The 12,836-nt window shown below is 69.1% G+C and carries 10 protein-coding genes; 1 reads left to right on the top strand and 9 read right to left on the bottom strand.

Annotation, left to right across the window (positions count from 1 at the left end; genetic code table 11):
- Nucleotide 1 precedes the first annotated feature (1 nt).
- From G4D77_RS21435 to G4D77_RS21410, 6 genes are read right to left on the bottom strand one after another with little or no spacing between them, the layout of a single operon-like run.
- Nucleotides 2–1,666 carry an amidohydrolase gene (locus G4D77_RS21435; protein WP_203400409.1) on the bottom strand — a complete coding sequence of 555 codons (1,665 nt, stop codon included), beginning with the start codon at nucleotides 1,664–1,666 and terminating at the stop codon, nucleotides 2–4.
- Between the two features lie 19 nt (nucleotides 1,667–1,685).
- Nucleotides 1,686–2,708, bottom strand: coding sequence for an ABC transporter ATP-binding protein (locus tag G4D77_RS21430; protein WP_016450885.1), 1,023 nt, complete (start codon nucleotides 2,706–2,708; stop codon nucleotides 1,686–1,688).
- Nucleotides 2,705–3,733 carry an ABC transporter ATP-binding protein gene (locus G4D77_RS21425; protein WP_016448710.1) on the bottom strand — a complete coding sequence of 343 codons (1,029 nt, stop codon included), beginning with the start codon at nucleotides 3,731–3,733 and terminating at the stop codon, nucleotides 2,705–2,707. Before G4D77_RS21425 ends, G4D77_RS21430 begins: the two co-directional genes overlap by 4 nt.
- Complete coding sequence (locus G4D77_RS21420) at nucleotides 3,733–4,641, bottom strand: ABC transporter permease (protein ID WP_043790046.1); 909 nt, start codon at nucleotides 4,639–4,641, stop codon at nucleotides 3,733–3,735. The genes G4D77_RS21425 and G4D77_RS21420 overlap by 1 nt, the downstream gene beginning before the upstream one ends.
- A 4-nt stretch (nucleotides 4,642–4,645) precedes the next feature.
- Entirely contained in the window at nucleotides 4,646–5,623 is a 978-nt protein-coding gene (locus G4D77_RS21415) for an ABC transporter permease (RefSeq protein ID WP_012207467.1), read from the bottom strand.
- A gap of 17 nt (nucleotides 5,624–5,640) precedes the next feature.
- On the bottom strand, nucleotides 5,641–7,242 hold the full coding sequence (locus G4D77_RS21410) for an ABC transporter substrate-binding protein (RefSeq protein WP_154833543.1): 1,602 nt from the start codon (nucleotides 7,240–7,242) through the stop codon (nucleotides 5,641–5,643).
- A gap of 242 nt (nucleotides 7,243–7,484) precedes the next feature.
- Here G4D77_RS21410 and pdxR point away from each other — a divergent pair, with 242 nt between their 5' ends.
- Nucleotides 7,485–8,996 (top strand): MocR-like pyridoxine biosynthesis transcription factor PdxR, encoded by a 1,512-nt coding sequence (gene pdxR, locus G4D77_RS21405; RefSeq protein ID WP_154833542.1) that lies wholly within the window; start codon nucleotides 7,485–7,487, stop codon nucleotides 8,994–8,996.
- A gap of 18 nt (nucleotides 8,997–9,014) precedes the next feature.
- Here pdxR and G4D77_RS21400 read toward each other — a convergent pair whose 3' ends face one another.
- From G4D77_RS21400 to tal, 3 genes are all read right to left on the bottom strand, one after another.
- Nucleotides 9,015–9,914, bottom strand: a complete 900-nt coding sequence (locus tag G4D77_RS21400) for a transporter substrate-binding domain-containing protein (RefSeq protein ID WP_047326428.1) — start codon at nucleotides 9,912–9,914, stop codon at nucleotides 9,015–9,017.
- A 231-nt stretch (nucleotides 9,915–10,145) separates the two neighbouring features.
- Nucleotides 10,146–11,765: a glucose-6-phosphate isomerase gene (pgi, locus tag G4D77_RS21395; RefSeq protein ID WP_154833541.1), complete on the bottom strand. Its 1,620-nt coding sequence runs from the start codon at nucleotides 11,763–11,765 to the stop codon at nucleotides 10,146–10,148.
- A gap of 4 nt (nucleotides 11,766–11,769) precedes the next feature.
- A complete protein-coding gene (tal, locus tag G4D77_RS21390) occupies nucleotides 11,770–12,723 on the bottom strand; it encodes a transaldolase (RefSeq protein ID WP_203400408.1) in 954 nt (317 codons plus the stop codon).
- Between the last annotated feature and the right edge of the window lie 113 nt (nucleotides 12,724–12,836).

Below are 12,836 nucleotides of genomic sequence, written 5' to 3'. Positions count from 1 at the left end.
GTCATGCCGCCTTGAAGACGCGCCCCGACAGCACCGTGCCCCAGACCCGGAGGTCCTTGAGCACCATGGGGTCCAGAGACAGCGGATCGTCCTCCAGCACGCAGAAGTCGGCGCGCTTGCCGCATTCGATGCTGCCGATCTCGTGGTCCATCTTCAGTGTCCAGGCCGCGCCCAGCGTGACGGCATGCAGGGCCTGGGCCACGGTCAGGCGCTCGGCCGCGCCCAGCACGCGACCCTTGGGCGTGATCCGGTGGACCGCGCACCAGGCGGTGAACAGCGGCCCCAGCGGCGTGACGGGCGCATCCGAGTGAATGGCCAGCGGCACGCCGGCGGCCAGCGCGCTGGCGCAGGCATCGAGCCGCATGGCCCGGTCCGGCCCCATGGTCATCTCGTAGTGCTGGTCGCCCCAGTACCAGAGGTGGTTGGCGAACAGGTTGGCGCACAGGCCCAGCGCCGCCATGCGGCGAAAAAGCGGCGCATCGATCATCTGGCCATGCTGCAGCGTGTGGCGGTGGTCGGGCCGGGGGGCGCGGGCCAGCACGCGGTCTATGGCGTCGATGGCGGCCTCGCTGGCCTCGTCGCCATTGGTGTGCGTATGGATGAGCAGGTCTGCGCGGTGGTAGGTCTCGAAATCGGCCTCGTACTGCGCGGGCGCGGTGACCCAGATGCCGTTGGGCGCGCCGTTGTAGTGACCGGGCCAGCGCAGGCGTGCCGAAAAGCCCTGGATGGAGCCGTCCAGCATCATCTTGACCAGGCCGTAGCGCAGCCTGTCGGTGTTGCGCGCCATGAGCGTGCGCACATGCTCGGCACCGGCCTCGGCGCCATGCGTGCCGTGGAAGGCCTGGAAGGCGGGCAGGATGCGGATGGGCACCTGGTCGTCGCCCAGCGCGGCCTCCAGCACGCGGCAGTCCTGCTCACCCAGTTTGTTGACCAGGTCGGTGGCCGTGGTCACGCCCTGGCGGCAGGCCAGGCGAGCGAAGGAGCGCACGCCAGCCTCGGTCATGGGCGCCAGCAGCCCGGCGTTGCCGATCTTGCGCAGCACCAGGAACATGGCGGCCGGCTCCTGCAGCTCGCCCGTGGGCTCGCCGGCCAGGGAGTGGCCGGGCGCAAAGCGCACCACGCCCTCGACCTCGTTGTCGCGCGTGATCTCGGCCAGGCGCAGCATGGCGCTGTTGACGTTCATCAAATGGCCGTTGGCGTGCGAGATCACGACGGGACGGCCTGCGGCGGCCCGGTCCAGGTGCTCCACCGTCATGCGCTCGCCGCCGAAGTAGATGGGATCGAACCCCCAGGCGATCAGCGGCTGGCCGGGCGGCAGGCCCTGCGCATCCATGCGCGCCGCCACCTCGGCCAGGCGGTCCACCACGGCATCCATGGAGCGCAGGCCGGGCCAGGTCTTGCCATCGGGGTCTCGCCGGTCGAACCAGCCCGTGTATGTCCAGTCCCACATGCTGCCCTCCTTGAGGTGACAGTGGCCCTCCACCAGCCCGGGCAGCAGCACCTGGTCGGCAAAGCGCTCGTCGACGCGGCACTCGCCCCAGGCCGTGCAGCGCGCGAGGTCCCCGACCGCGAGGATGCGCCCGTCGCGCACGGCCACGTGCGTGGCCTCGGGCTGCATGGGGTTCATGGTGATGATCTTGCGGGCGGCGTAGACAGTGATGCTCATGGTGGCGGGTGCTCCGGGTTCACAGGGCCAGCGGCGCGCGCGGCACGCCATCGATGTGGTCCACGCGGATGCAGCGCACCCAGTGGCCGGGGGCGGCTTCGCGCAGCGGTGGCGCCTCGGCCGAGCACGCAGGCACGGCCACGGGACAGCGCCCGGCGAAGCGGCAGCCCGCAGGCGGGTCGATGGGACTGGGCGGATCGCCGGCCAGCCGGATGCGCCGCGCCGCGCGCTCGCGCCCGCCGCGCACCGTGGGCACGGCCGACATCAGGGCCACGCTGTAGGGATGCAGCGGCCGCGCGAAGAAAGCCTGGCGCGGTGCGCGCTCCACGATCTGGCCCAGGTACATGACGGCGATGTCGTCGCAGATGTGCTCGACCACGGCCATGTCGTGCGAGATGAACAGGTAGCTCAGGCCCAGCTCGCGCTGCAGCCGCGCCAGCAGATTGAGGATCTGGGCGCGGATGGCGATGTCCAGCGCCGACACGGGCTCGTCGCAGACCACGAGTTCGGGCCGCGTGGCCAGGGCGCGCGCGATGTTGATGCGCTGGCGCTGGCCGCCCGAGAACTGGTGCGGGAACAGCTGGCGCTGCTCGGGCCGCAGGCCCACCTGGGTGAACAGCTCGGCCACGCGCGCCTCGCGCTCGGCCGGCGTGCCCACGTCCATCAGGTCCAGCGGAGCGCGCACCGCATCGCCCGCGCGCTGTCGCGGATTCAGCGAGGAGAACGGGTCCTGGAACACGATCTGCATGCGCCGCCTCGCCTGGCGCAGGGCCTCACCCGACAGGCCGCCCAGGTCGGTATCGCCCAGCTGCATGCGGCCCGCCGTCACGGGCGCCAGGCGCATCACGGCCAGCGCCGTGGTGGTCTTGCCCGAGCCCGACTCGCCCACCACGGCCAGCGTGCTGCCGCGCCGCAGGCTGAAGGACACGCCGTCCACGGCCTTGACCACCTCGGGCCTGCCGAACAGGCCCTTGCCCGGGCGCGGAAAGTGGACCTGGAGATCGTCCACCTGCAAGAGGGTATCGTCCATGCGTGCGTTCATGCCAGGGCCTCCGTATGGGCTCGGATGCGGGAAGCGGGAGCGTGCAGCCAGCAGGCCACGCCGTGGGATGGATCATCCAGCGCGACCAGCGGCGGCGCTTCGCTGGCGCAGCGCGGCTGGGCCTCGCGGCAGCGCGCACGGAAGGCGCAGCCGCTGCCCAACTCCCAGATCGAGGGCACGACGCCGGGGATCTCGGGCAGCTCGGTGCGCCCGCCTGCCTGGCTGCTGCCCAGCTCGGGCAGGCAGGCGATCAGGCCGCGCGTGTAGGGATGGGCGGGCGCCGACAGCACCTGTTCGCAGCGGCCCTGCTCGATCACGCGGCCCGCATACATGACCATGACGCGGTCGGCCATCTCGGCCACGGCCCCCATGTCATGCGTGATCAGCACGATGGCCGTGCCCTTGTCGCGCTGCAGCTCGCGCAGCAGGTCGAAGATCTGAGCCTGCACAGTCACGTCCAGCGCCGTGGTGGGCTCGTCGGCGATCAGGATGTCGGGCCGGCAGGCCAGGGCCATGGCGATCATCACGCGCTGGCGCATGCCGCCCGACAACTGGTGCGGGTACTCGTGCACGCGCCGCTCGGGTGCGGGGATGCCGACCTGCCGGAGCATTTCCACGGCGCGTTGGCGCGCGGCGCCCGCGTCCAGGCCGGCGTGCAGGCGCAGCGGCTCGGCGATCTGCTCGCCCACGGTGAGCACCGGGTTCAGCGAGGTCATCGGCTCCTGGAAGATCATGGAGATGCGGTTGCCGCGCACCTGGCGCATATGGGCCTCGCCGGCGGCCACCAGGTCCTCGCCCTGGAAGCGCACCTGCCCGCCCGTGATGCGACCCGGAGGCGAGGGAATGAGGCGCAGCAGCGCCAGCGCCGTCATGCTCTTGCCGCAGCCGGATTCGCCGACCACGCACAGCGTCTCGCCCGCGCGCAGATCGAAATCCACGCCGTTGAGCACCGTGGCCTGGCCGCGCCGGCCCTGGAAGGCCACGCGCAGGCCGCTGACTTGCAACAGGGGGGTGTCGGTGTCCATCAGCGCTCCCTCAGCTTGGGGTTGAGTGCATCGTTGAGGCCGTCGCCGATCAGGCTGACGGCCAGCACGGTGACGAAGATGGCGGCACCGGGAAAGGCCACGGCCCACCAGCACGACAGCAGGTACTGGCGGGCCGACCCGATCATCAGGCCCCAGCTCATCTGGTTGGGATCACCCAGGCCCAGGAAGGACAGGCCGGCCTCGAACAGGATGGCGGCGCCCACGGCCAGCGTGGCCGACACCACCAGCGGCGGCAGCGCATTGGGCAGGATCACCTTCCAGATGATGCGGCCGTGGCGCGCGCCGATGGCGCTCTCCGCGCGCACGAATTCAAGCTGGCGGATGCGCATGAACTCGGCCCGCGTCAACCGCGCAGTGGCCGGCCAGCTCACGCTGCCGATGGCCAGCGTGACCGTCACCAGCGAGGGCGAGAACAGCGTGACCACCACCATGGCGAACAGCAGCGCGGGCAGCACCTGGAAGAACTCGGTCACGCGCATCAGCAGCGCATCGACGCGGCCGCCGTAGTAGCCGGCCATCGCCCCCAGCGTCACGCCGATGCACACCGACAGCAAAGCCGCGAAGGCGCCCACCATCAGCGTGGCGCGGCCGCCGTGGATGATGCCCGTGAGCACGTCGCGCCCCAGCTGGTCGCTGCCCAGCCAGGCCTCCTCGCTGAACGGCGGGCTCAGCGGCATGGTGCGGATCTCGAACGGGTCCGCAGGCCAGATCCAGGGGCCGGCGATGGCCACCAGCAGCACGATGAGCAGCATGGCCATGCCGGCAATGGCCGAGGGGTTGCGCAGGAACATGCGCAGCGCTTCGCGCGCCGGGTGCTCGGCATGGGCTGCGGCCTGCGGCGCGGCGACGCTCGGCACGGACACGGAAGGTGGTGTGATGGCATTCATGGTCTCAGGCCGCCTTGATGCGGGGATCGATCAGCCGGTAGCACAGGTCGGTGACGAGGTTCATCACGACCACGACGATGGAGGAGAACAGCAGCACGCCCAGGATGGTCGGGTAGTCGCGCCGCAGCACCGAGTCGAAGGCCAGCCGGCCCAGGCCCGGCCAGTTGAAGACCGTCTCGACGATGATGGCGCCGGCCATGACGTTGCCGAACTGCAGGCCCAGCATGGTCACCACGGGCAGCAGCGCGTTGCGCAGCGCATGGCGGTAGAGCACCACATGCTCGGCCAGCCCCTTGGCGCGCGCCGTGCGGATGTAGTCGGCGCCCAGCACGTCCAGCATGGACGAGCGCGACAGCCGGCTGTACTGCGCCAGGTAGACCAGGGCCAGTGTCAGCGCGGGCAGCACCAGGTGCCGGGCCACGTCCAGCAGGTCGGCAAGGCCCGCGCCGCCTGCGGCATCGGCCGAGCGCATGCCCGACACCGGCAGCACGGGCCACCAGGAGGCAAACGCCAGCACCAGCAGCATGCCGGTCCAGAACACGGGCGCCGCAAAGCCCACCAGGGACAGCACGGTGATGCACTGCGACAGCAGGCCGTTGGGCCGGCGCGAGGACAGCACGCCCAGCAGCGTGCCCACCACGAAGGCCGTGAGCACGGCGGCCAGAACCAGCAGCAAGGTGGCGGGCACGCGCTCGGCAATCATCTGCGCCACCGGCAGGTTGAAGAAGTAGGAGTAGCCCAGATCACCACTGGCCACGCGCGCCAGGTAGATGCCCAGCTGCACGGGCAGCGGCCGGTCCAGCCCGTAGCGTGTGCGCAGCTCGGCCATGAGCTCGGGCTCCATGCCGCCGCTGGCGCCGGCAATGGTCTCCACGGGGTCGCCGGGCGCCGCATGCACCAGCATGAAGTTCAGCACCACCACGGCCAGCACCAGCGCCAGGCCCTGCAGCAGCCGCTTGAGGAGTGTGCGAAGAAAAGCCATGGACTGCACCTCCCCGACTACTTCAGAAAGATCTCGTCGTAGGGCGAGGCCGGCCCCCAGACCGTGGTCGGCAGGTTGCCCACGTTCTTGCGCGCGGCGGTGTGGTAGGGCGAGTTGTTGATGAAGATCACCGGCAGCTCGTCGGTCACGGTCTTCTGGAAGGCCGCATAGAGCTTCTTGCGCTCGGCCGTGTCCAGCGTGCCGCTGGCCGTGTTCAGCAGCTCGTCCACCTTGGGATTGCGGTAGGACTGGGTGTTGGTCCAGACCACGGGCTTGATGTTGGTGGACAGGTAGCTGCGGTGCACGCCGATGACCGGATCACCCCAGTTGAAGACGATGTCCATGGACAGGTCGAAGTCATGCGTGGCCAGGCGCCGGGACCAGGCCGGGAAATCGGCCGAGGCCCTTACATCGACGGCGATGCCCACCTTCTTGAGCTGGGCGCGCACGTACTCGGCCACGTTCTTTTGCTGCTCGTCCGTGCCCGGCAGGTAGTCGATGGTGATCTTGAAGCGCTCGCCATTGGCGCCGGGCTTGAGGCCGGCCTCGTCCAGCAGGGCCGCCGACTTCTTGAGGTCCAGCGGATAGCGCACCAGGTCGGCCGAGGCAAAGGGGCTGGCCGCCACGATGGGGCCGTCGGCCACGGTGGCAAAGCCGCCCATCAGCGCCTTGGTGATGAAGTTCTTGTCGATGGCATGCGCAATGGCCTTGCGCACGCGCACGTCGTCCAGCGGCTTCCTGTCGGTGTTGATGGCCAGCCAGTTGATCGAGCCTATGCCCTCGAAGCCCTTGCCGGTCAGCGTGATCTGGGGATTGGTGGACAGGCGCTTCAGGTCGATGGAGGCCTGCAGGTAGGGCACCATCTGCACGTCGCCGCGCTCCAGGCTCAGCAGCAGGCTGGAGGAGTCGGGCACGATGTTGAAGACCAGCTTGTCCAGGTAGGGCCGGCCGGGCAGGAAGAACTTGTCGAAGCGCTCCATCACGATGCGCTGGCCCGCGCGGAACTCGGTCAGCTTGAACGGCCCCGAGCCCACCACGTCGGCGCTGTTGCGCGCATGGGTCTTGAGGTCGGCACCGTCGCCATAGATGTGCTTGGGCAGTATGGGCGCCAGCGCCGGGCTCATGGCCAGCAGGATGGCCGGATGCGGCGCGTTCATGCGGATGATGGCCGTGTAGGGGTCGGGCGTGTCCACCTTCTCCACGGGCCCCAGCATGGTCTGGAACGGGTGGTTGGCCTTGATGGCCATGATGGAGAAGGCCACGTCGGCCGAGGTGATGGGCTTGCCGTCGTGGAACACGGCATTCCTGCGCAGGTTCAGGGTCAGCGACTTGCCGTCCTCGGCCAGCTTCCAGGACTCGGCCAGGTAGGGCTGGGGCTTCCACTGGTCATCGAAGCGCAGCGGGCTGGCGAATAGCTGGGTGGAAGGCATGGCCGTGGCAATGCCCGATTGCACGGCGCCGTTCAGGTGCCGTGGCACCTGGGTGCTGCCCACGATCAGGGTGCCGCCGCGCTGCGGCTCCTGGGCCTGGGGCTGCAGCGGCGTGGCCGCCAGGCCCGCCAGCGCGCCGGCCAGGGCCAGGGCCGCCAGGGCGCGGCGTCGGAAAGTGATGGTGTGCATGGACTGTCTCCCTCGTTGGATCGCCAGGCCGCGCGGCTCGCTGCCTTCAATCCAGAATACGCAACAAGGGCGCGGGCCGCGGGGGCCACAGCCGTCCAAACGTAGGAGCCAGAGGCCCGGTGTTTACCCGCGTCGGCCGGCCCAAACCTTTACTTGCCCGCACCCGCACCGCAACATGGCGCCGACCGCGCGCCCTCTGCCCGGCCGCGCCAAGAACGCCCCCCGATTGCCTCCGTTGCGCCATGAGCACCCCTTCCGCCACAGACCCACGCCACCAGTGGGCCCGCCTGTTCGCGCTGCCCGAGCAGCCCGGCCTTCCCCTGAAGGACCGCCTGCGCCTGGCCCTGGTCCAGCCCATCCTCGAAGGCCGCCTGCCGCCCGGCGCGGCCATGCCGCCCTCGCGCGAGCTGTCGCGCCTTCTGGAGGTGTCGCGCAATACCGTGACCACGGTCTACGAGCAGCTCGTGGATGAAGGCTTTCTGGAAGCCCGCCCGCGCAGCGGCGTGTTCGTGGCCCGGGATTCGCGCCTGGCTGGTGTGGACGGCGCCGTGGCCCTGCCTGCGGCAAGTCCCGGGGAGCCCGCACCGGACTGGTCTGCACGCGTGCTGCGCTCGCTGACGGACAGGCACACGCTGTCCAAGCCGCTGCAGTGGCGCGAGTACCCCTACCCCTTCGTCTACGGCATGCACGATCCCGCGCTGTTTCCCACCGAAGGCTTCCGGGAATGCTGCACGCGCAGCCTGGCGCGCGCCCAGCTGCCGCAGTGGACGCCGGACTTCGAGACCGACGATGTGCCCGACCTGATCGAGCAGATCCGCCTGCGCCTGCTGCCCCGGCGCGGCGTGTTCGCGCTCAAGGAAGAGATCCTGGTCACCGTGGGCGCGCAGCAGGCCTTCTACCTGCTGGCCGACGCGCTGCTGGACCCCTCGCAGCGGCTGGGCTTCGAGGAGCCGGGCCACCCGCATGCGCGCAACACCTTTTCGCTGCGCCGCCCCCACTGGGTGCCCGTGGCCGTGGACGAGGAAGGCGTGGTGGTCGATGGCCTGCCGCCGCTGGACTACCTGTTCGTCACGCCCTCGCACCAGAGCCCCACCACCGTGACGCTGAGCCTGCAGCGGCGCGAGCAGCTGCTGCGCCGCGCCGAGCAGGGCGATTTCGTGATCATCGAGGACGACTACGAGGCCGAGAACCTCTACCATGGCACGCCCATGCCCGCGCTCAAGAGCCTGGACAAGGGCGGGCGTGTGATCTATGTGGGTTCGCTGTCCAAGAGCCTGTCGCCCGCGCTGCGGCTGGGCTATATCGTCGCGCCGCGCGCGCTGATCGACGAGTTGCGCGTGCTGCGCCATGCCATGGTGCGCCACCCCAGCGCCTTTCTGCAGCACGCCTATGCGCTGTTCCTGTCGCTGGGCCACCATGAGGCCCATGCGCGCCGCGTGAACCAGGCCATGCTGGAACGCGTGGCGCAGGTGGACCGCTCGCTGCGCGCACACCTGCCGGATTTCATCTTCCGCCAGCCCCAGGGCGGCGCATCGCTGTGGGTGCAGGCGCCGGCGTGGCTGGATGCCGATGCGCTGGCCGCCGTGGCGCGCCGCCACGGCGTGCTGATCGAGGCAGGCAGCGCGTTCTTTGCGACGTCGCGCCAGCCCTGCCCCTTTTTCCGGCTGCGCCTGTCCTCCATTGCCACCGATCAGATCGATGCAGGCATTGCGGCACTGGCACAGGCAGTGGCCGAACTGGCCCGGTCGCGATGACCGGGTCCGGGCCCGTGGTCACTGCTGCGCGTAGGACTCCAGCGGCTTGTCGTTGGGCTTTTGCAGCAGCTGCTTGAGCATGTCGCTCATGGGCAGGTTCAGCGGGGCATTCTTGGGCGGAATGGGCTGCACGAACCACTTGTCGTAGATCTTCGCCACTTCGCCCGAGGCCATCATGCCCACCAGCACGTCGTCCACAGCCTTCTTGAAGGCGGGATCGTCGCGGCGAAACAGGATGGCGATGGGCTCGGAGCCCAGCACCTCGCCCACGATCCTGAAGCCTGCAGGGTTCTTGGAGTTGGCGATGACGCCGGCCAGCAGGTTGTCGTCCAGCACGAAGGCATCGGCACGGCCCGATTCGAGCATCAGAAAGCTCTCGAAATGGTCCTTGCCCAGCGAGGTGGGCAGGTTCACGCCATTGTCGCGCCCGTACTTGCGCAGCAGCTGCACGGCAGTCGTGCCGGCCGAGGCCGCCACGGGCTTGCCGTCGAGCTGCTTGAAGGAGGTGATGCCCGAGTCGGCGCGCACGGCCATGCGCACCTGGCTCACGTAGGTGGTCACGGCAAAGGCCACCTGCTTTTGGCGCGCGAGGTTGTTGGTGGTCGGGCCGCAGCCGATGTCCACGGTGCCGTTCTGCACCAGGGGCATGGTGTTCTGCGAGGTCAGGGCCATGTACTCGATCTTGGCCTTGGGCACGATCTGGGCCAGCACCTTCTCGCACAGCTCGACGTGGTAGCCCACGTACTTCTGCGTGGTCCCGAAGGCATAGGCCATGGGCGCCGAGCTTTCGCGCACGCCCATCACCACCTTGCCTGTGCTCTGGATCTTGTCCAGCGTGCCGGCCGCTTCCTGTGCATGGGCAGCGCCAGTTGCCGCCACCACACATGCCATCGCCACATGGGCCAGTACGAATCGCATCGAGGGTCTCCTTGGATAGTTGTTGCAGATCCGAAGGCGCGCTGCGCCTCCACCCTGCCGAGCCGCCGTCACTGGCTGCATGCAAGCAGGGCCGCCGTCAAGGCGATTGCATCAACTATCGAGCAATCAGGCGCCTGTGCATAACGATGAAATGGAAGAAGGTCATGCTCCACCCACATGACCCGGCACCCTGCTGGTGCGCCGCGGGGGCCACAGGCCCGCCGCGCCCGGTCAGCCGGCCGCCCCTGCCGCAAGCCGGTGCATGAGGCCCTGCGTCGAGGCATCGACGCCCTGCCAGTCGCCGCTGTCCTGGCGCGCATGCAGCTGGCGCGCCAGGTGCTTGCCCAGCTCCACGCCCCATTGGTCGAAGCTGTTGATGCCCCAGACCGCACCGGCCGAGAAGACACGGTGCTCGTACAGTGCGATCAGGGCGCCCAGCGATGCCGGATCGAGCTGCTGCAGCAGCAGGAAACTGCTGGGCCGGTTGCCCGCGCAATGGCGCTCCGCACCCTCGCCGTGGCGCCCCTCCATCAGGGCCTGGGCCTGGGCAATGGCGTTGACGACCAGGCTCTGGTGGTGGGCGCCCAGGTATTTGCCGCCGTCGCGCAGCGCGATGAATTCCACGGGAATCACGTCCTGGCCCTGGTGCAGCATCTGGAAGAAGGCATGCTGGCCATTGGTGCCAGGCTCGCCCCAGATCACGGGCGCCGTGCGCACGGGCAGTGTCTGCCCGTCGCGCGTCACGCCCTTGCCGTTGCTCTCCATCTCCAGCTGCTGCAGATAGGCGGTCAGCCGCCGCAGGCCATGGCTGTAGGGGGCAATGCAGCGGCTGGAGAAGCCGCAGAAATCGCGATACCAGACGTCCAGCAGGCCCAGGCGCAGCGGCAGGTTGCCCTCCACGCCGGAGGAAAAGAAATGCGCGTCCATGGCATGGGCGCCGTCCAGCAGCGCACGGAACTGCGCCGCGCCGATGGCGATGGCCACCGGCAGGCCGATGGCCGACCACAGCGAAAAACGACCGCCCACCCAGTCCCAGAATCCCAGCGTGCGGCGGATGCCGAAGTCGGCTGCGGCCTGCACATTGGTGGTGAGCGCCACGAAGTGCCGGTCGATGGAGCACGCGGCCTGCGCATCCTCGCTGCCGCCCTGCTCCAGAAACCACCGGCGCGCCGAGTGCGCGTTGAGCATGGTCTCGGCCGTGGTGAAGGATTTGGAGGCGATCAGGAACAGCGTGCTGTGCGGGCGCACGCGGCGCAGCACATGGCCGAGCTCATGGCCATCGACGTTGGAGACGAAATGGAAATTCTTGCCCGCATCGACCCAGTCCTCCAGCGCATTGACCACCACTTCGGGGCCCAGGTGCGAGCCGCCGATGCCGATGTTCACGATGTCGGTGATGCCCTCGTCGCCACGCACCTGCTCGGCCAGGGCCAGCATGGCATCCAGCGTCTCGTGCACCTGTGCCAGCGCCTCGTGCATGGCCGGCTGCCACTGCTGCACGGTGGCGCAGTGGCGCAGCTGGCCGCCGTCACGCGGCATGCGCAGCAGCCAGTGCATGACGGCACGGCCTTCGGTGCAGTTGACGGGCTCGCCGGCCAGCATGGCGTCGCGCTGGGCCAGCACGCCGGTCTGCTGCGCCAGCTCGCGCAGCAGCTCTTCGGTGCGCTCGGTCCAGAGGTTCTTGGACAGGTCGGCAAAGACATGGGGCGCCTGCTGGCTCAGCGCGTCCAGCCGGCCCGCGTCCGCGGCAAAGGCCTGGCGCAGATCCAGGGACCGGATGTCTTCGTTGAAATGGCGTTCAAGTGCCGACCAGGCCGGCAAGGTGTTGCACAAAACGGGCAAGATCTTCATCCAATCAGTCTGCGGCCTGCTGCATCAATGCTTCGAGCTTGCGGGTGTCGGCAGCGAAGGCGCGTATGCCTTCGGCCAGCTTCTCGGTGGCCATGGCGTCCTCGTTGAGGGCCAGGCGGAAACCGGCCTCGTCGTAGTGCACGGGATCGAGGGCCAGGGTCCGCGCGGCCTCGGGGTCCAGGGCGCGCGCCAGGGGCGCATCGCTGGCGCCCAGCTGGGCCAGCAGTTCGGGGGCGATGGTCAGCAGGTCGCAGCCCGCCAGCGCCACGATCTGGCCCGTGTTGCGAAAGCTCGCGCCCATGACCTCGGTGGCGATGCCGAAGTGCTTGTAGTGCTCGTAGATGGCGCGCACGGAGCGCACGCCGGGATCGTTGGCGCCGGCCATGGCGGCCTCGTCCCACTGGGCGCCGGCCTGCTTCTTGTACCAGTCGTAGATGCGGCCCACGAAGGGCGAGATCAGCTGCACCTTGGCCTGGCCGCAGGCCACGGCCTGGCAGAACGAGAACAGCAGGGTGAGGTTGGTGTGGATGCCGCGCAGCTCCAGCTGGCGCGCCGCCTCGATGCCTTCCCAGGTGGAGGCGATCTTGATGAGCACGCGGTCGATGTGCACGCCTTCGGCCTGGTACAGCTCGATCAGGCGCTCGGCACGCGCCACGGTGGCCGAGGTATTGAACGACAGGCGCGCATCGACTTCAGTGGAGACACGGCCCGGAATGGTGTTCAGGATCTCGCAGCCGAAGCGCACCAGCATGCGGTCCATGACCTCGTCGAGGCTGCGGCCCTTGTACTGGGCCACGGTGGCGCGCATCAGCGGTGCGTACTCGGGCTTTTGCACCGCCTTGAGGATGAGCGAGGGATTGGTGGTCGCATCCCGCGGCTGGAACTGGGCCAGTTGGTGGAAGTCGCCGGTATCGGCCACCACGGTCGTGTACTGTCGAAGCGCATCAAGCTGGTTCATGGAACATCCTTTGGGCGGGAGCCTGGCGAGGGGCGGTATCGCACCAGGGCGGTGCGGTTGTACCGGCAAATCCTCCGAGTGTATGCGCGCGCATGGTTTGCATTGGCGTCAGG

The organism is Delftia sp. WY8 (assembly GCF_018437695.1).
GTDB classification, from domain to species: domain Bacteria; phylum Pseudomonadota; class Gammaproteobacteria; order Burkholderiales; family Burkholderiaceae_C; genus Comamonas; species Comamonas tsuruhatensis.
This window is presented reverse-complemented; position numbering and strand designations above follow the sequence as displayed.

What these genes read in the sequence shown, in the direction of transcription:
- G4D77_RS21415 (WP_012207467.1), bottom strand. Translation starts at nt 5,623, where the DNA reads ATGGCTTTTCTTCGCACACTCCTCAAGCGGCTGCTGCAGGGCCTGGCG.
- tal (WP_203400408.1), bottom strand. Translation starts at nt 12,723, where the DNA reads ATGAACCAGCTTGATGCGCTTCGACAGTACACGACCGTGGTGGCCGAT.
- G4D77_RS21425 (WP_016448710.1), bottom strand. Translation starts at nt 3,733, where the DNA reads ATGGACACCGACACCCCCCTGTTGCAAGTCAGCGGCCTGCGCGTGGCC.
- G4D77_RS21435 (WP_203400409.1), bottom strand. Translation starts at nt 1,666, where the DNA reads ATGAGCATCACTGTCTACGCCGCCCGCAAGATCATCACCATGAACCCC.
- pdxR (WP_154833542.1), top strand. Translation starts at nt 7,485, where the DNA reads ATGAGCACCCCTTCCGCCACAGACCCACGCCACCAGTGGGCCCGCCTG.
- G4D77_RS21410 (WP_154833543.1), bottom strand. Translation starts at nt 7,242, where the DNA reads ATGCACACCATCACTTTCCGACGCCGCGCCCTGGCGGCCCTGGCCCTG.
- G4D77_RS21420 (WP_043790046.1), bottom strand. Translation starts at nt 4,641, where the DNA reads ATGAATGCCATCACACCACCTTCCGTGTCCGTGCCGAGCGTCGCCGCG.
- G4D77_RS21400 (WP_047326428.1), bottom strand. Translation starts at nt 9,914, where the DNA reads ATGCGATTCGTACTGGCCCATGTGGCGATGGCATGTGTGGTGGCGGCA.
- pgi (WP_154833541.1), bottom strand. Translation starts at nt 11,765, where the DNA reads ATGAAGATCTTGCCCGTTTTGTGCAACACCTTGCCGGCCTGGTCGGCA.
- G4D77_RS21430 (WP_016450885.1), bottom strand. Translation starts at nt 2,708, where the DNA reads ATGAACGCACGCATGGACGATACCCTCTTGCAGGTGGACGATCTCCAG.